Source organism: Mesorhizobium sp. M0001 (assembly GCF_040324255.1).
GTDB lineage: Bacteria > Pseudomonadota > Alphaproteobacteria > Rhizobiales > Rhizobiaceae > Mesorhizobium.
Genome location: NZ_JAMYVS010000013.1, coordinates 1 through 18,005, shown reverse-complemented (window position 1 = coordinate 18,005; position 18,005 = coordinate 1). Strand labels below are relative to the sequence as shown.

At 59.6% G+C, this 18,005-nt stretch carries 7 protein-coding genes and 2 pseudogenes; 4 read left to right on the top strand and 5 right to left on the bottom strand.

Features of this window, described 5'->3' with window-relative positions; all coding sequences use genetic code 11:
• Window position 1: 1 nt before the first annotated feature.
• Together NKK50_RS26355 and NKK50_RS26350 are read right to left on the bottom strand one after the other, a co-directional pair.
• A pseudogene (locus NKK50_RS26355) lies at window positions 2-261 on the bottom strand (thiazole synthase); the annotation flags it as partial.
• Window positions 262-279: 18 nt separating this feature from the next.
• Window positions 280-1,413, bottom strand: coding sequence for a porin (locus tag NKK50_RS26350; protein WP_352544066.1), 1,134 nt, complete (start codon window positions 1,411-1,413; stop codon window positions 280-282).
• Here NKK50_RS26350 and NKK50_RS26345 point away from each other — a divergent pair.
• On the top strand, window positions 1,406-1,639 hold the full coding sequence (locus tag NKK50_RS26345) for a hypothetical protein (protein WP_352544065.1): 234 nt from the start codon (window positions 1,406-1,408) through the stop codon (window positions 1,637-1,639). The two genes, NKK50_RS26350 and NKK50_RS26345, sit on opposite strands and share 8 nt — an antisense overlap.
• A 789-nt stretch (window positions 1,640-2,428) precedes the next feature.
• Window positions 2,429-3,871 (top strand): oxygen-independent coproporphyrinogen III oxidase, encoded by a 1,443-nt coding sequence (hemN, locus tag NKK50_RS26340; protein WP_352544064.1) that lies wholly within the window; start codon window positions 2,429-2,431, stop codon window positions 3,869-3,871.
• Between the two features lie 712 nt (window positions 3,872-4,583).
• On the opposite strand, the gene NKK50_RS26335 is transcribed toward hemN, so the two are convergent.
• Entirely contained in the window at window positions 4,584-7,118 is a 2,535-nt protein-coding gene (locus tag NKK50_RS26335) for a two-component system VirA-like sensor kinase (protein ID WP_352544063.1), read from the bottom strand.
• Between the two features lie 395 nt (window positions 7,119-7,513).
• Here NKK50_RS26335 and NKK50_RS26330 point away from each other — a divergent pair, with 395 nt between their 5' ends.
• Complete coding sequence (locus NKK50_RS26330; protein WP_023671823.1) at window positions 7,514-7,717, top strand: hypothetical protein; 204 nt, start codon at window positions 7,514-7,516, stop codon at window positions 7,715-7,717.
• Between the two features lie 42 nt (window positions 7,718-7,759).
• Here NKK50_RS26330 and NKK50_RS26325 read toward each other — a convergent pair.
• A pseudogene (locus NKK50_RS26325) lies at window positions 7,760-8,137 on the bottom strand (type IV secretory system conjugative DNA transfer family protein); the annotation flags it as partial.
• A 695-nt stretch (window positions 8,138-8,832) separates the two neighbouring features.
• Between NKK50_RS26325 and NKK50_RS26320 the strand changes: the two are divergent.
• Entirely contained in the window at window positions 8,833-17,715 is an 8,883-nt protein-coding gene (locus tag NKK50_RS26320; RefSeq protein ID WP_352544062.1) for a Ulp1 family isopeptidase, read from the top strand.
• A gap of 153 nt (window positions 17,716-17,868) precedes the next feature.
• On the opposite strand, the gene NKK50_RS26315 is transcribed toward NKK50_RS26320, so the two are convergent.
• A partial coding sequence (locus tag NKK50_RS26315) for a winged helix-turn-helix domain-containing protein (protein WP_352544138.1) occupies window positions 17,869-18,005 on the bottom strand: 137 nt, incomplete at its 5' end.

The window sequence follows — 18,005 nt, the reverse complement described above, 5'->3', positions numbered from 1 at the left end:
TTCATGAGAAGACGGCCCTGCCGATCGTCGGTGGGTAGCGCGGTTCGAGCATTCCCGAGCTGAAAGCTTCACGACCGGCATCCACCGCTTTGCCGAACGCACGCGCCATGCCGACCGGATCGGCCGCCTCGGGACCGCCCTGTTCAGGAGCACGGCGTCAAACCCGAGCTCCATGACGGTCGCCGCGTAGGGCCGTCCGAGCGGTGCATCCACAATCAACGGAATGTAGGGGGAATGTCCGCGCATCAACTGGACCTCGGAGCTCAACGCTTCATCGCATTAGAATGAACGTTCGAAACGGAGGATACCGCCGACACTGCTCTTCTTGTTGGCATTGGTCCAGTTCACTTCGGAAGCTTTCACCTTTCCGACGGCGGAGCCTCCGTAGTCGAGTTCAGCGGTAACTGTGAAATCTGGAAGAAACGCATAGGCGACGTTCACAGCGACACCATAGTTCTTGAGCTGATCACCCGAGAGCTGAAGGTTGAACGAAGCTGACTCGGTGAGCTCGTAAGCGGCGCCACCCCAGAAAGCCCAGTTCCCGCCCCAAGGTTTATAGAAACCGCGACCATGAGCGTCTACCGAATTCGTCGAGCCGTAGTTGAGCTGGCCATGGGAACCGTAGCCGAACATTCCGGATAGCAACAGTTCGTTGGTGACATTGATGTCGACACGGACCTTGGCGGCCACCGATTCGTAGTTGCTATCATAAGCTGCAACGCCGGTGATCGCTCCCCAGCCATGTGCATATTTCAAGCCGCCTACTATGTGGGGAGCGTAGCTGTCGATTGTGCCGACCACGTCCGAGCCTTGTTCCAGCGAAACCACGGCCGAAAGGCCGTTCCCTGCGTCCAAGTAGTACTGAACCACATTGGTATCGAAAGCGGCGTACGGAGCCGGCGTCTGGTTCAGTACATCACCCGCGCAGCCAATAAACATGTCGAAAGCCGACCGGTCCTTACCAACTCGAAGGCCACCAAGCTGAATCCAGGCGATAGTCAGGCTGCTGCCTCCGTTCAAGGCATAGGACCGAGAACTGTCCGAAACCGATGTCTGGTGGCTTCCGAAGTTCACGCGGGTTTCGGTGTAGGTCTTCAACGTCCCGCGTTCGGTCTCCTGGCCGGTCCAGGTTTTCAATGTGAAGCGTGTGTTGTTTTGCCACGCGCCCCGATGCTCACCAGTCCTCACATCCGAGGTTCTTGAGTGGTCAAACAATCCGACGTTGTCACGGACAGAGCCGCCGATTCGCAGGCAGGTCTCGGTGCCTGAAATGTAGACGTAGCCCGAGCCGTAGACGTTGCAGATCTTGACGTTCTCAGTCGGGTCAGGCTCGGCGGCGGTGGTGACGGCGCGAGCGTTGGAAACGGCAATCAGTGCCGCAGTTGAGCCGAGGAGGAGGCTCCTAATGGTCATTGTCGATCTCCGCTTTATTAATAAAGTGATGGACACGAGTGATTCTGTGAACAAATTTGAATCGCGCGCAGTTGTGCTGGGCCGTCAGCTAAGCCCTGAAGGAAGGACTAGAATGTACTCTGGTCATTGTCGTAAAATATTGCTTTTAGCTGCCGATAACGTAATTATCGCCGAAATGGAGGTTTGCAAAGTTTTGTACAATCATCACAGTCAACTCAGCTGGTAGAGGTAGGCGTCACAAACGGTCCTGCATTCGACCGCAAATGACGTGCCAGCCTGACGACCAGCTGCGGCTTGAAGCTCAATTGTGCGGGCGGACCTTGGTTCGCACTTCCTTGTTTTTGCCTTGCGGATCCACCCAAGCACGAACGGAAAACGTTTCGGCTACGGTTCGACTGTTCGCTTCGCGACAGTTTCGTTCATGGGGAGAGCATTGTTTGTGGTGAGCCCGACGTTGAGGCATCATGCGGCGGGACCGCTCGGCACGACGCCGTCATTTTGGCGAGATGATGGTCGACAACCACGCGCTGCAGCTTTGCATCAAAGCCAGTAGGGCGCCTGCCTTGGCATTGCGGCGGACAGGACTGTCGCGCCGAGCAGGTTCTCGTCCTGAAAGCGGCGCGCCACAGCTAATGCATCTTGCCAGCAATTCAAACAACGAGCTCATCGACATGGCAGAGTTCACTAAGGGGGCCGGCACTATCTGGCGAGCAAAATCTGGTCCCAAGCCCGTATGTCTCGCCCATTGCGGCAGCTGCGCTCAGTAGAATCTCCGAGGCGCAGGTGAAGGGAAGGGATGGGATAGTCGAACAAAAGGGGCGCGTGAGGGTCTGACGGATCACCATCATCAGTCGGTGACCAGGTGCTCAGACCATCGCTGTCCAGCCTAAGACTGAACGGCGCCCATTGCTAAAAAGATCTAGATTCGAGCCCAAACGGAACGGACTGACATAGCGCAAGGACCCAGACGGGCGCGGTGGGTAGGGTTGGTTGTTATCAGTATGGGATTGTGCCTTTGCAGACCACGAAATTTCGAGAGGCCCGGCTGCCTTGGTACACTATCTATCCGGCTGTGTCGGAGTTCTCCGGGGCGGTCGGCGCCGAGGCTTATGAGGCATGGCTCAGGAACCTGCCGGCTGAGGATCCGGTGTCACTCTATCTGCACGTTCCGTTCTGCCGATCAGCCTGCTGGTATTGCGGCTTCCCAACCACCATCACCCGCCATGATGCGCCCATCCTCAACTATCTGGCGGCGCTGCGTGACGAGATCCGTCTGGTTTGCGAGCGAGTGCCGAAGACGCTGCCCGTGAGCGACATACATTTCGGCGGCGGAACGCCGTCTCTCATCGGACCAGCCGAGTTCCTCGCTCTGATGGAGTTCCTGCGATGCCGCTTCGCCATCTCGAAAACAGCTACGGTCGCCATCGAGATCGATCCACGCACGCTCACGCCCGAGATGGCGGAAGGCTTGGGAGCGGCCGGCGTGAACCGCGCGAGCCTGGGCGTACAGAGCTTCGATCACATTGTTCAAAAAGCGATCAACCGAATCCAGAGCGAGGCCCAGACGTCGGCTGCCGTGGAAATGCTGCGACGGCATGGAGTAAACCGGATCAACTTCGACCTCATCTACGGCCTGCCGCGTCAAACGGTGGAGTCGTGCGTCGAGACGGCGAGGGCAGCGGTCGCCATGCGCCCCGACCGGCTTGCCTTGTTCGGCTACTCGCATATCCCATCCCAAATAAAGAACCAGCGCCTCATCGAGGCGGAATTTCTTCCCCACAGCGCTGCCCGCGCTGAACAGCATGCGGCTGTCGCCGTGACGCTGGTTGCCGCCGGCTACCGAGAGATCGGGCTCGACCATTTCGCCTTGCCGCACGACGAGCTCGCGCTGGCACAGGAAACAGGTCGCTTGCGACGTAACTCGTTGGGCTACTCTGCCGATACCTGCAGAACCCTGATCGGTTTCGGCGCGTCGGCTATCGGCCGCATCGGCCAGGGGTACGTTCAAAACGAAGTTACACGGGATTTCTACATCCGGCACATCGCAGCTGGCCGACTGGCGATATCGAAGGGCCATCGCCTCACAGACGACGACCGCCTGCGAGCCGCAATCATCGAGCGATTAATGTGCGATTTCGAGGCTGACGTGCCGGCAATCTGTGTCGCCCACGGATCTGATCCGATCCGTCTTCGCGGTTCAGATGAGCGTTTGGCGATGCTGGCCAAGGACGGAATAGTGGACTTCGAAAACGGTTTTGTCCGCGTACGGCGGGAGCATCGCTTTGGAGTTCGCGCTGTCGCTGCCGCATTCGATGCTTTTAGAGATGGCCTTACGTATCCCGCAGGTGAGGGCAAGCACACAACACGGAAGCTAACACAGGGAGTATCTTTTGCCGGAGAGAACGAGTTGCCATCGTGCGGTGCCCGGTTAGTGAAGCGCCGTAAAATCTCGACATAGGCGAGGTGAACTGGACCGAACGACGAGAACAGCCTATCCAGTGTGTTGTCGGCAGTTAGTTCGAAAGTCCTGCTACACCCGATCCGATGCCTCTCAACGCCGAGGCCGCACCTCCGTGCCGAAGCCGGCCTCCCCAATGGTGGGTCGAGCCTTCGCTTACCCCGTGCTTGCCTCCCAGATCCGCGACCGAGAACCCAGCCTCATGCTCCCGCCCTGCCGGGGCCTAGGTCCATCAAGCATGAAAGGAACACGTCGGAACCTGGGACATCGCTTGCCCGGCCGGGCGGCGATAGCCTTGTCGGGGCAGGCGAGGAGCCGTAGCCGAGTGATAAGCGCACAGGAGAAGTCTGGCGTGAATGGGGCGATGATTGTCAAGCTTTGCTTTTCGTCAACCATCTTGCATGACCGATTGGCGACCATCTCCTCGTCCCGACCCTATATTACCCGTCGCCTGTCGCCGCCAGCGCGCAGTGACTTGTCAAGGATGGAGGCCCGCAGACCCCATCGCGCGGCGACTTGTCCTTGACGGTCACGAGCACGGCGGCAGGTTTGCTGTGGTCGGGGAGCCCTTCCTTGGGCGGAAGCCGACGACAGTGTTCGAGGGGAACTCGCCATGAGCCGGGTGCGCAGAGATCGTCCGACGCTCTTGTATTTGCTGGATCCCAGCCGGCTCCGCCTCCGATTGCCTCGGTAGCTCGGTAGCCTGAGCGCGTCATGCCATTATCATCCTACGGATTGCATGCTCCATCGTCCTGGACGAGACCGGTTTGGCTAGCCAAAGGACGAAGGTCTGATTACCAGATGTGATCGGCATGGGGTCGCTTCCACCAACGACGATGATGGGCACCGTCATCAGGGTGGTACGTACGGCTTCGGGCTGTCCTGGCCCGAGGAAAGTCGCTTGATCAAAAATAAGGAGGTCGGCTGCCTTCCCGCTCTCGATCCAGTCGCAAAGACTTTCGAAGGTCGCGAAGCCGACAGGCTTATAACCAAGCGCGGCGATCTTATCGTTGTAGATCTCCAACGCTGCTGGATCGGACTCCACGACTGCAATGATTTCTCCATTGCCAAGTGATCCATCGTATGGACCGGAAGCGCTATCAGCTCTGACCTGCTCCTCAGCGCAGGCCGGTAAGTAGAGATCGAAGCGTGTACCTCGGCCAACAGCCGAGGTGACGTCAAGGCATCCTGCGAGCGCGCTCACATGGCGGTCCACCGCAGCAAGACCCAGTCCGGTCCCGCCGACGCGAGAGCGCGTGGTAAAAAAGGGCTCAAAGATGTGCGGAAGCACCGAACTTGCGATTCCTTGGCCATCGTCGCTGATGGAGAGGAGAACGTAATCTCCCGGTTTCAAGGTGCCCTTAGCCACGGGCTTCGTTTGACAGACGTGAGCGCGAGAAACGCTAATCTCGACACGGCCCTCATTCAAGAGAGCCTCCGACGCGTTCTTGCATAGATTCATAAGGATTTGCTGTATCTCGGTCGGGCTGCCCTCGATCACCGTTTGCCACTCGTTGATCTTGAAGTTCAACTGAACATCCGCACGAAGTGTAACCCGCAGCAATGGCGCGAGATCCATTACACTCTCCGAGACGTCGAAAGGCATCGTCACGCGCTTCCGAGTTCGGCTTAGTGACAAAATTTGATCAATAATCAGCTTGGCTCGGTTGCTGGCCAAGATAATTTGGCCGATGTGGCCCCGAATTCTCGAGGGGCGGCGCACAAGACCTTTAGCCATCTCTGCGTAGCCGACTATTGCTCCTAGAACATTATTGAATTCATGTGTAACGCCGCTTGCGATTGTGCCGACAGCCGTCAGCCTTTCCGCATGCTCCCATCGACTCTCAAAAAGGTTACGTTCCGTGTGTACACGTTGCATTTCAAGATGGTTGCCTAAACGCACAGTAGCGCTCGCCAGAACCAGGAGGTCGTCTGTGGAGGGTGGTGAGCGATCTCCTTCAAAAACAAGGATACAAACCGCAGCCTGCTGATCGGAGGCCCTGCAACCAACAATTTGACAAACACCGGTAGTGCCTACGGCAGTCCGAACCACTTCCGACGCCGGAACGACGCGAAACACTGGCTGTTCCGGGTGTACAAGTGAGACGACTTCATGGATTAGCGTGGCGTTCCAGACGCGCATGCGCTTGTTCGCGACAAAGTACTCGGTATTCCTGCTGATACTCGGATCCACCAGAGCAAGCGCGCATTGATCGGCATCGAAAACGCATTGAATGAGTCTAAGCGCTGCTTCGGTGGAGAAGCGCCGCGAAGCCTTCGTTGCTTGACTGTCGATGAAACAAGCTTCGATCTCACTCATCGCCGCTTCAAGCTCTAACCGCCTTTCCAACCGGTTCGTCCGCACATGCAGCGTGGAGGCTCGAATGGTCGCAAACAAGCAGAGGCATATGGACACCAAGCCAAAGAAAAGTCGTGTACGCTGCGCTTGCGCGCTGGCGAAGCTGTAGGCTTTCAGATGTTCTCGCTCCAATTCGGCAGCCTTGGCGAACGTGTCGAAGGATGGGATCCGATTGACAGCGCGGTCCAACCTCAACATTGAGGACAGGATAGCGCGGCCCTCGCGGGCAACATCCTCCGTGACTTGGTCCTGGCTAGGAGGAAGTCGGCGGAGAGACTGATCGATTTGTAATGCGAGGCTGAATCCCGGTCTGGCCGAAAATTGAAGGATCAGATTGGAAAATTCAGGCCTGTTCGACACTCCCCCCCGAAGGCGATTAGCCGAGCGAGCAAAGCGTACCAGAGAGCTTTGCAGAAGCTCATTTTGCGCGGCCGAGGCCGAGATGGCAGCTTCTGTGTTTTCGAGGGAATTTTTGAGCTGTGCAACCAACCTGGAGTGCACCCCGGAGCTCTCATTGGGCGAGATCCCAACAAGGCGTTGGTAGTTTTGAAGGTTCCTTTTTAATGCTTGCCCGGTAGAAGCAACGGAACGGAAGTCCAATACCATGTCTGCGCGGGCGACGTCTCGCTGGAGCAATGCGTAGTTGATCTGAATCGTCCGCAGTTCGCTTAGGACCGCCTCGTTGATCTGGGGGTCTTGCCACTGTATCGCGACCAAGAGCGCGACCGAGGCCACTAGGGCCATTACAGAAGCTTTGTCGGTACTGAGCCATTTTTCCCAAACGAACGGCGTTTGATCCGCGGTGCGTGCCTTGCGAAGGTCCGATTTGAATTCTAGCTCCCCATCGCGTCGGTGTGCGGCCGGATGCTGCTGGAACAGGAAAGCCAAGTGTACCTCTCCCCTCAAATAGGCGGTGTAGACGCCGTTGCACTCTGCCCCCATGGCCCGCTGACCTTCCATTGATTCGCTGGCGTTTCGACCTCGACGGCGAGGCGGCAGCACAAGGCGGGCAACTGATCGCAGTTTTCGGAACTGGTCTTCCGAGAGATCATCGAAGGGGCATACAAGCGCACGCCTGCAGCAGCCGAGGATGATACCGGTCGGTCAAACGCAACTGGCGAGGGCCGGATCTGCTGTTGGCTGGCAGCTAACACTGGCGGGGCGGCGGCCTCAACTCCGGCGTGCCTAGAGCCGGCTGCTGCGAAAGCGTCCGACACGCTTCCCTTGGGGTCATCCCGTCCAGCGGGCATCCTTGGATCGCTGAAAAAAGACGAGGCGGCTTGATGATCCTGCCCTCGCTGAAGCACCTCGCGAAACCCTTTTTCCAGTCGCAGAAGCTCCTCTGGACCGGTAGGCGGCTCGTCAGCTCGACCATCGAACAGTGGCCGGAGCGCCTCGGACACGTGCTGCTCAAAGCCCACTCGCCGGGCCTGGACCGCTTGCCCGTCTTCCAAGCCGGCGTCCTGCACCTGCGACAAAGCTGTTAAACGGGATGGATTACTATTTCGCCGGTTCATACTAGCCTCACATCAAACTGTATCGTCAAAGTCCTGCGCCAATTCACACAGCGGGTCATCGAGTTGAGATTCTGCGGAGAGCGCCTCCTCTGCTCCCGTCAAGGGCGCCGGCTCCGGGAGGGCGCCTGTCTGGCTTTCAAAGATGCGTTTCAGAATGCGATCCGAGAAATAACGCACCTTCCTCAATTTTAATGGTGGCAGACCTTTGATAAGAACAATCTCGTAGTCGTCATCGAGCAGCCGAACCTGTTCGGGACGCAATAGCGGTGCACCTTGATGTGAATTCTGAATGGTCCAGTCGAACGTTCGCGCCTGGCTGTGGGAAATCGATTTGGCTTGAAATGTGAATCCACCGATAGCTTTGGAAATGTAGTTCGGAGTCTCGTCATCTACCTCGATGTTCCTAGAAGCGCGCCGGCAGCCCGGGCGGGGGGCTTGGGGTTAGACTGCCAGCGCACGCCACTCATAAAGAGCGGCCTCTTTTCGCGGTTCGGACACCCATAGTCAACCCGGCAACGTCTGGATGCCCGCTGTGCTTTTTGCAGAGCGGCGATGCCGGGCATATCGGCCGATCCTGTCTAGGATGGTGTGGCCACTCTCGTCGGCCGAGTTGATGCTCCAGCCAGTATCGCCTTGCCGACCAGCATGAGTTCGCCGTTAGCAATCCATCGTTGCGAGCCGAGACCGAGGTAAAAAGCGCGTGTTATCGACTATGTAGCTGACGCTCCCGCTGACGCAGGGTTCCCGCCATTGCCTCGAGGACTACCTCGAAATGAAATACCTCTGCACGGGCGGCATCTGAAGCATGGGCTTGCAGGGCTCGCAGACCGGTAAACCAGCGAGCCATCTCCAAATATGTGAATTGTGGATTGCTCCTCGACGGGAGCTGAGGGGCGGCTCCGCAAGCCTTACGACGCTCTTTGCGAGCCGTAGCTGCCGAGCTGGCAAAAGGCCGGGCTACGTCGCGCTAGCGCAATCGGCGCGCAGAAAATTAGGCCTACCCGCTCCGGGACCGCGGACCTCGTCAGCTTCTCGTAAGTATGCCCGAGTAGGTTGCTCAGCTGATCTGTGGACGTGAGGCTAGCGTGAACCGGCACAAATTTGACCTATCCAATGTAACAGGTTGGCGGCAGGTGCAGCCCCCGGCATCTCAAGAGCAAGCGGCACAGGCCGGGCAAGAGGGCTTTGAGCAGCGCTCGGGCGAGGCGCGCCAAGCCGCTGCCCAAATTCCCGCCCCCGGCGTTCCGGCTCTGCCAGACCCGTTCCATCCTCATCCGTCTCAGGGAGACCTGAGCCTCATCAAAGGCGCGGCCCCATGGGAAGCGCAGCCCATGATGCAAGGGAGCGGACAAGAACACGCCGCGGCGCCGTACGCCGGAGGCAGTGGGTCGATGCTAGGTGCCTCGGTGCTGCAGCCGGGTCACTCAACGGCGCGCCATCATCATGCGCCGGATTCGTCAGTGGGTGATCTGAATCCTTCCGCACCGTTCGAGTTGCGTGACCATGCTCGTTCCCCCGTGCCGGCGGCGGTGCAGCCAGATCCTCCAGTAGTGGTCTCCGACGGTCGCGGCTGCAAGCGTCCTCTTTATTCCAACGATGCGACCGTTGTCGAACGGCTGAGGTCACTCTACGCGGGTAAGGCCAAGGAGGAAACGGTCAAGCGCCATGTAAATTCTCTTTACGGCTTTGGTCGTTGGCTCTTTAAAAATAACAAGCCGGGATTTGCTGCTCGGCTTCACGAGGAGTCGCTGGATGAAGATCTCAAGGAGTACGAGAGCAGTGGTGGCTCCTCGACTGTGGCTGTGGCACTGCGTCGTCTCAGAGAGTCGGCGGGCGGAGTGCCAATGGTGGGCCGCGCTGTCCTGAATCCCGACCCTGCCGACGCCGTGCTCATCAAAGAGTACAAAGCGGCTCTCATCAAAGAGTACAAGGGAGCGCCTGCGACCGGGCCGAATCGCCAAACCATTCACGACTATGGAGCTACTCTTAGACGTTTCAGTGAATACCTGGTTGAAAACAACAAGCCGGGGATTGCGGCTCGGCTTCACGAGGAGTCGCTGGATGAAGATGCCAAGCGCTATAAGGACTCCAGTGGTGACCGGAGGATCATTGCACTAGCTCAACTCCGGAAGTTCCTGCCGTCCGCCGCACTCGGGCGCGAAATTGCCCTTGCTGCTCGTCCGGAAGACGCAGTCGGCATGGTGGCTCGTGCCATTGGGGACGCCGCTGCGCAGCACAGCGGGCCGCAGAAGGCATTGGGTCGGCCAGAGAAGCTCCCTGGGGAAGCTAATGAAGACGCCGCTGTTCTGCCATCGTCTTTCGTACCAACTGGGCACCATCACCAAGCCTCGGATCCCGCAGAGTCCTTTCGTCCCCTGATCTGGCGCGACGGCGACCAGCGCGCGCCGGACGAGCGGATCGCTGCACAGGACAGGAGCAACCTGGTACCAAGCGAGGAGGTGCCACTGAGGCCACCGGAATTCGCTCCGCCCAGCTTGCGGGCGGGGAATTCCGCCTCGCCAGAGCTCTTTCCTGAGGGGATGTCCCCCGCGGTCGAAGGGTTTTTTGGTGTTTTCGGCGACCCCAGCGGGCGGGTGCTCGGCGCATTGCAATTGCTAGGCGACGAACATATCCACAGGGATTACCAGCTCCTGGAGCAGGAGTTGCAGGGGAACAATCCAGAACTCGCCGCCCGGACGCGGTTCGTGGATCCCCTCGTAGCCAATTATCATCTGCGCTTGGGCTCCGAGAGCGACAAGCTAAGCGCATTCCAGCGCATCGTCCATAATCAGAACGGTAACGACACAGCCGACTTCCTGTTCGTGCCAGTGAGCGATGGCGGTAAGACTCTTGCGGAGCGCGGCAAACATTGGTCGCTGCTGTTCGTTGATCGCAGCGACCGGGAACGGCCGGTTGCCTATCATTATGACTCCGTCAGCGGATGGCATGACAAGCTTGCAAAACACCTCGCAGAAAGGCTGGGCGCCAGCCTGGAGACCCGCGTGGACTTACCCCGCATCGCCCAGCAGAGCAACGAGTGGGATTGCGGAGTCTACGTGGTGGACGGCACGCGGGCGCTGGTTGGGCGATTGCAAAGATGGCAGCCAGACCTGCCAGACCTGCCAGACCTGAACCTCAACAACCTCGTCGTCAATCGGCAGGCACTACAAACCCGACTCATGGGTGACGATACATCTGGAACGGCAAATTATCTCACGAACTTTGAACTCATGGACCGACAGGCGCGAGACGCGGTTAAGGAAAGCCCCGTTGGGACGTTTCACCAGCGGATCAAGCGGCTCGGCCAGTCAGCGCGAGCGTTGCACGACAGAGCCCTGGCTCCAGTCGCGCCGGACCAAGGCAACCCAGACTCGGTGTTCGTACGGGACGTTGTTCCCGGGGAAACACGCCATCATCATGCGCCGGATTCGTCAGTGGTTGATCTGAATCCCCCCGCACCGTTCGAGTTGCGTGACCATGCTCGTTCTATGCCGGCGGCGGTGCAGCCAGATCCTCCAGTAGTGGTCTCCGGTCGCGACAAGCGTCCTCTTTATTCCAACGATGCGACCGTTGTCGAAGGGCTGCGGTCAGCACTCTATGCCGGTAAGGTCGGGGAGCGCACGGTCACGGACCATGTAAATTCTCTTCTCGGCTTTGGTCGTTGGCTCTTTGATAATAACAAGCCGGGATTTGCTGCTCGGCTTGACGATCCGTTGCTGGATCAGGATCTCAAGGAGTACCAGCGCGAGAGTGGCTCCTCGAACGTGGCTAGAGCACTGGGTCGTCTCAAAGAGTCGGCGGGCGGAGCGCCAATGGTGGGCCGCGCTGCCCTGAATCCCGACCCTGTCGACGCCGAGCTCATCAGAGATTACAAAGCGGCTCTCATCAAAAAGTACGAGGCAGAGCCTGCGACCGGGCCGAATCCCAAAACCACTCAGGACTATGCGGCTACTCTTAGACGTTTCAGTCAATACCTGCATGAAAACAGCAGGCCGGGGATTGCGGCTCGGCTTTACGAGGGGTCGCTGGATGAAGATGCCAGGCGTTATTTGGACTCCAGTGGTAACCGGTGGATCAGTGCACTAGCTCATCTCCGGAAGTTCCCGCCGTACGCCGCACTCGGGCGCGAAATTGCCCTTGCTGCTCGTCCGGAAGACGCAGTCGGCATGGAGGCTCGTGCCATTGGGGACGCCGCTGCGCAGCACAGCGGGCCGCAGAAGGCATTGGGTCGGCCAGAGAAGCTCCCTGGGAAAGCTAAGCAGCTGAGCGAGATCGGCAATTCAGGCGCTCGCGTGCTGATGCAGGCCCCCACCCATCAAGTGGGTGCATTGCCATGGGAGGCGCAGCCCATGATGCTGGGGGACGAGCACCTGGCACCGCATACCGGAGGCAGTGGGTCGATGCTGGGTGCCTCGGTGCTGCAGCCGGGTCACTCAAGGGCGCGCCATCATGATGCGCCGGATTCGTCAGTGGTTGATCTGAATCCCCTCGCACCGTTCGAGTTGCGTGACCATGCTCGTTCTGTGCCGGCGGCGCCTGCCGGGCCAGCGTTCGCCAGGGCTGAGGAGACGCCCTCCGCGGTTGGCGAGGCCGCGGTGGCCGAAAGGTGGGCTCGGTTGCAAAAGCAAATGGACGAACCAGTGCATGATCCCGGCCCTCAAGTGGATACATCGCCATGGGAGGCGCAACTCATGGTGCAAGGGAGCGGACAAGAACACGCCGCGGCGCCCTACGCCGGAGGCAGTGGGTCGATGCTGGGTGCCTCGGTGCTGCAGCCGGATCACTCAACGGCGCGCCATCATCATGCGCCGGATTCGTCAGTGGTTGATCTGAATCCCCCCTCACCGTCCGAGTTGCGTGACCCTGCTCGTTCTGTGCCGGCGGCGCCTGCCGGGCCAGCGTTCGCCAGGGCTGGGGAGACGCCCTCCGCGGTTGGCGAGGCCGCGTTGGCCGAAAGGTGGGCTCGGTTGCAAAAGCAGAAGGTCGACGCTGATTTGTCGGGATATTTCGACTCGATTCCGCACGCGGACCTTCTACGATCGCCATGGGAGGCGCAACTCATGACGCAAGGGAGCGGACAAGAACACGCCGCGGCGCCCTACGCCGGAGGCAGTGGGTCGATGCTGGGTGCCTCGGTGCTGCAGCCGGGTCACTCAACGGCGCGCGATTCGTCAGTGGTTGATCTGAATCCCCCCGCACCGTTCGAGTTGCGTGACCATGCTCGTTCTGTGCCGGCGGCGCCTGCCGGGCCAGCGTTCGCCGGGGCTGAGGAGACGCCCTCCGCGGTTGGCGAGGCCGCGGTGGCCGAAACGCTGGCTCGGTCGCAAAAGCAGATGGTCGACGCTGATTTGTCGGGATATTTCGACTCGATTCCGCACGCGGACCTTCTACCATCGCCATGGGAGGCGCAACTCATGCAAGGGAGCGGACAAGAACACGCCGCGGCGCCCTACGCCGGAGGCAGTGGGTCGATGCTGGGTGCCTCGGTGCTGCAGCCGGGTCACTCAACGGCGCGCCATCATGATGCGCCGGATTCGTCAGTGGCTGATCTGAATCCCCCCGCACCGTCCGAGTTGCGTGACCCTGCTCGTTCTGTGCCGGCGGCGGTGCAGCCAGATCCTCCAATAGGGGTCTCCGGTCGCGACAAGGGTCCTCTCTATTCCAACGATGCGACCATTGTCGAAGGGCTGAGGTCAGCATTGGAGAGCACGGTCAAGCGCCATGTAAATTCTCTTCTCGGCTTTGGTCGTTGGCTCTTTGATAATAACAGGCCGGGATTTGCTGCTCGGCTTCACGAGGAGTCGCTGGATCCGGATCTCAAGGAGTACGAGAGCAAGAGTGGCTCCTCGGACGTGGCTAGAGCAGTGGGTCATCTCAAGACGTGGGCGGGCGGAGCGCCAGTGCTGGACCGCGCCGCTGTCCTGAATAATCCCGACCCTGCCGACGCCGCGCTCATCAGAGATTACACAGCGGCTCCCATCAAAGAGTACAAGGCAGCGCCGACCGGGCCGAATCCCGGTACCATTCAGACCTATGGATCTGCTCCTAGACGTTTCAGTGAATACCTCGTTGAAAACAAAAAGCCGGGGATTGCGGCTCGGCTTCACGAGGGGTCGCTGGATGAAGATGCCAAGCGCTATAACAACTCCGGTGGGATCAGTGCACTAGCTCATCTCCGGAAGTCCGAACTCGGGCGCGAGCTCCCTGGGAAAGCTAATGAAGACGACGCTGTTCTGGCATCGTCTTTCGTGCCAACTGGGCCCCATCACCAAGCCTCGGATCCCGCAGGGTCCTTTCGTCCCCTGAGCTGGCGCGACGGCGACCAGCGCGCGCCGGACGAGCGGATCGCTGCACAGGACAGGAGCAACCAGCTATCAAGCGAGGAGGTCCTCATCAACCGTGAGCATGATACAGCGGAGTTGAGACCAGCGAAGAGGCAAAGGCCCCTGAACAGTCGTCTGCAGGACGTTGCCACTGAGCCGCAGCTGAGCGAGATCGGCAATTCAGGCGCTCGCGTGCTGATGCAGGCCCCCACCCATCAAGTGGGTGCATTGCCATGGGAAGCGCAGCCCATGATGCAAGGGAGCGGACAAGAACACGCCGCGGCGCCGTATGCCGGAGGCAGTGGGTCGATGCTGGGTGCCTCGGTGCTGCAGCCGGGTCACTCAACGGCGCGCCATCATCATGCGCCGGATTCGTCAGTGGTTGATCTGAATCCCCCCGCACCGTCCGAGTTGCGTGACCATGCTCGTTCTGTGCCGGCGGCGGTGCAGCCAGATCCTCCAAAAGTGGTCTCCGGTCCCGACAAGGGTCCCCTCTATTCCAACGATGCGACCGTTGTCGAAGGGCTGAGGTCAGCTTACGCGGGTAAGGTCAAGGAGAGCACGGTCAAGCGCCATGTAAATTCTCTTCTCGGCTTTGGTCGTTGGCTCTTTGACAATAACAGGCCGGGATTTGCTGCTCGGCTTGACGAATCGTCGCTGGATCAGGATCGCAAGGAGTACGAGAGCAGGGGTGGCCCCTCGGAGTACGAGAGCAGGGGTGGCCCCTCGATCGTGGCTAGAGCACTGGGTCGTCTCAAGACGTTGGCGGGCGGAGCGCCAGTGGTCGACCGCCCTGTCCGGAATCCCTACCCTGCCGACGCCGCGCTCATCAGAGATTACACAGCGGCTCTCATCAAAGAGTACAAAGAAGCGCCTGCGACCGGGCCGAATCGCGGTACCATTCAGGTCTATGGATCTACTCTTATACGTTTCAGTGAATACCTGCATGAAAACAGAAAGCCGGGGATTGCGGATCGGCTTCACGAGGGGTCGCTGGATGAAGATGCCAAGCGCTATGTGAACTCCGGTGGTAACCGGAGGATCAGTGCACTAGCTCATCTCCGGAAGTTCGCACCCGGGCGCGAAATTGCCCTTGCTGCTCGTCCGGAAGACGCAGTCGGCATGGAGGCTCGTGCCATTGGGGACGCCGCTGCGCAGCGCAGCGGGACGCAGGAGGCATTGGGTCGGCCAGAGAAGCTCCCTGGGGAAGCTAAAGACGGGCGGGTGCTCGGCGCATTGGAATGGCTAGGCGACGAACATATCCAGAGGGATTACCAACTCCTGGAGCAGGAGTTGCAGGGGAACAATCCAGATCTCGCCGCCCGGACGCGGTTCGTGGATCCCCTCGTAGCCAATTATCATCTGCGCTTGGGCTCCGAGAGCGACAAGCTAAGCGCATTCCAGCGCATCGTCCATAATCAGAACGGTAACGACACAGCCGACTTCCTGTTCGTGCCAGTGAGCGATGGCGGTAAGACTCTTGCGGAGCGCGGCACCCATTGGTCGCTGCTGTTCGTTGATCGCAGCGACCGGGAACGGCCGGTTGCCTATCATTATGACTCCTACAACGGATGCAATGACACGCTTGCAAAAGAGCTCGCAGAAAATCTGGGCGCCAGCCTGGAGACCCGCGTGGGCGTATCCCGCATCGCCCAGCAGAGCAACGTGGTGGATTGCGGAGTCTACGTGGTGGACGGCACGCGGGCGCTGGTTGGGCGATTGCAATCGCAGCCAGATAACCTGAACCTCAACAACCTCGTCGTCAATCGGCAGGCACTACAAACCCGCCTCAGGGGTGACAATACATTCGGAACGGCAAATAATCTTACGAACTTTGAACTCATGGACCGACAGGCCCGAGACGCGGTTAAGGAAAGCCCCGTTGGGACGTTTCACCAGCAGATCAAGCGGCTCGGCCAGTCAGCGCCAGACGTTGCTCCCGGGGACCCATTTAAATTTCAAAGTCTTGAGAGCAAGGGGGACGCCGCTGCGCAGCGCAGCGGGCCGCAGGAGGAATACAGTTGGCCAGAGTATCTCCCCCCTGGGAAAGCTAATGAAGACGACGCTGTTCTGGCATCGTCTTTCGTGCCAACTGGGCCCCATCACCAAGCCTCGGATCCCGCAGGGTCCTTTCGTCCCCTGAGCTGGCGCGACGGCGACCAGCGCGCGCCGGACGAGCGGATCGCTGCACAGGACAGGAGCAACCAGCTACCAAGCGAGGAGGTCCTCATCAACCGTGAGCATGATACAGCGGAGTTGAGACCAGCGAAGAGGCAAAGGACCCCGAACAGTCGTCTGCAGGACGTTTCCACTGAGCCGCAGCTGAGCGAGATCGGCAATTCAGGCGCTCGCGTGCTGATGCAGGCCCCCACCCATCAAGTGGGTGCATTGCCATGGGAGGCGCAGCCCATGATGCAAGGGAGCGGACAAGAACACGCCGCGGCGCCGTACGCCGGAGGCAGTGGGTCGATGCTGGGTGCCTCGGTGCTGCAGCCGGGTCACTCAACGGCGCGCCATCATCATGCGCCGGATTCGTCAGTGGTTGATCTGAATCCCCCCGCACCGTCCGAGTTGCGTGACCATGCTCGTTCTGTGCCGGCGGCGGTGCAGCCAGATCGCCCAAAAGTGGTCTCCGGTCCCGACAAGGGTCCTCTTTATTCCAACGATGCGACCCTTGTCGAAGGGCTGAGGTCAGCACTCTATGCCGGTAAGGTCGGGGAGATCACGGTCAAGCGCCATGTAGATATTCTTTTCGGCTTTGGTCATTGGCTCGTTGAAAATAACAAGCCGGGGATTGCGGATCGGCTTCACGATTCGTCGCTGGATCGGGATCGCAAGGAGTACGAGATCTGGGGTGGCGGCCCCTCGGCCGTGGCTGGGTCACTGGGTCGTCTCAAGACGTGGGCGGGCGGAGCGCCAGTGGTGGGCCGCCCTGCCCTGAATCCCCACCCTGCCGACGCCGTGCTCATCAGAGAGTACACAGCGGCTCTCATCAAAGCGTACGAGGCAGCGCCGACGGGGCCGAAACCCCGTACCGTTGAGGTCTATGGGTCTGCTCTTAGACGTTTCAGTCAATGCCTGGTTGAAAACAAAAAGCCGGGGATTGCGGATCGGCTTCACGAGCGGTCGCTGGATGAAGATGCCAAGCGCTATATGAAAACCGCTGACATCAGTGCACTAACTCATGTCCGGAAGTTCGCACTCGGGCGCGAAATTGCCCTTGCTGCTCGTCCGGAAGACGCAGTCGGCATGGAGGCTCGTGCCATTGGGGACGCCGCTGCGCAGACCGCGGCACAAGCTCATGGCCACGCAGGAGAGCAGGGACCCATCTCTCGAGCTCAACAAGTCGCGCCAGCGCCGTTTGAACGGCACTTGGGCAACAAGCGTGAGGCCCAGGACGGACTGACGAGTACACTTGACAGGAGCAACCTCGTGAACAGCGGGGGCGTCATCATAAACAATGAACATTACACAGCGCTGTTGAGACCGGCGAAGAGGCAGAGGATTGATAATCCGCAAAGCCGCGCCATGGGGCGGCAACTGAGCGAAGCAACCACGACGTCCATCAGCCAAGCCTCCGATCAAGCCCGAGCGGACCTAATGGCTTCCTTCAGAAGCAGGGAGCGCTCCGACGCGGGGCGTTGAGCTCCCATGGCTGGGGTCAAGCAGAACAGCTCTCTTGACGACAGAGGGGCTGATGCGATCTCCGGACCGGTAGCTCTCGCCGTAATTGATCAGGCTGGTACTGTTGGAAGGCTTGATCAGCCTCGTCACCCCAATCTCCAGCATAGCTCACTTTCACGCGGCCAACGTGCCTCCGTAGCTAACATCTACGTCAGCGTTGAAGAAGTACCCTGCGCCACGGGATGTTTTGACCAGGCGAGGGTTGGCCGCATCAGCCTCCAGCTTTCGGCGCAAGCGCATGATTAGGACAT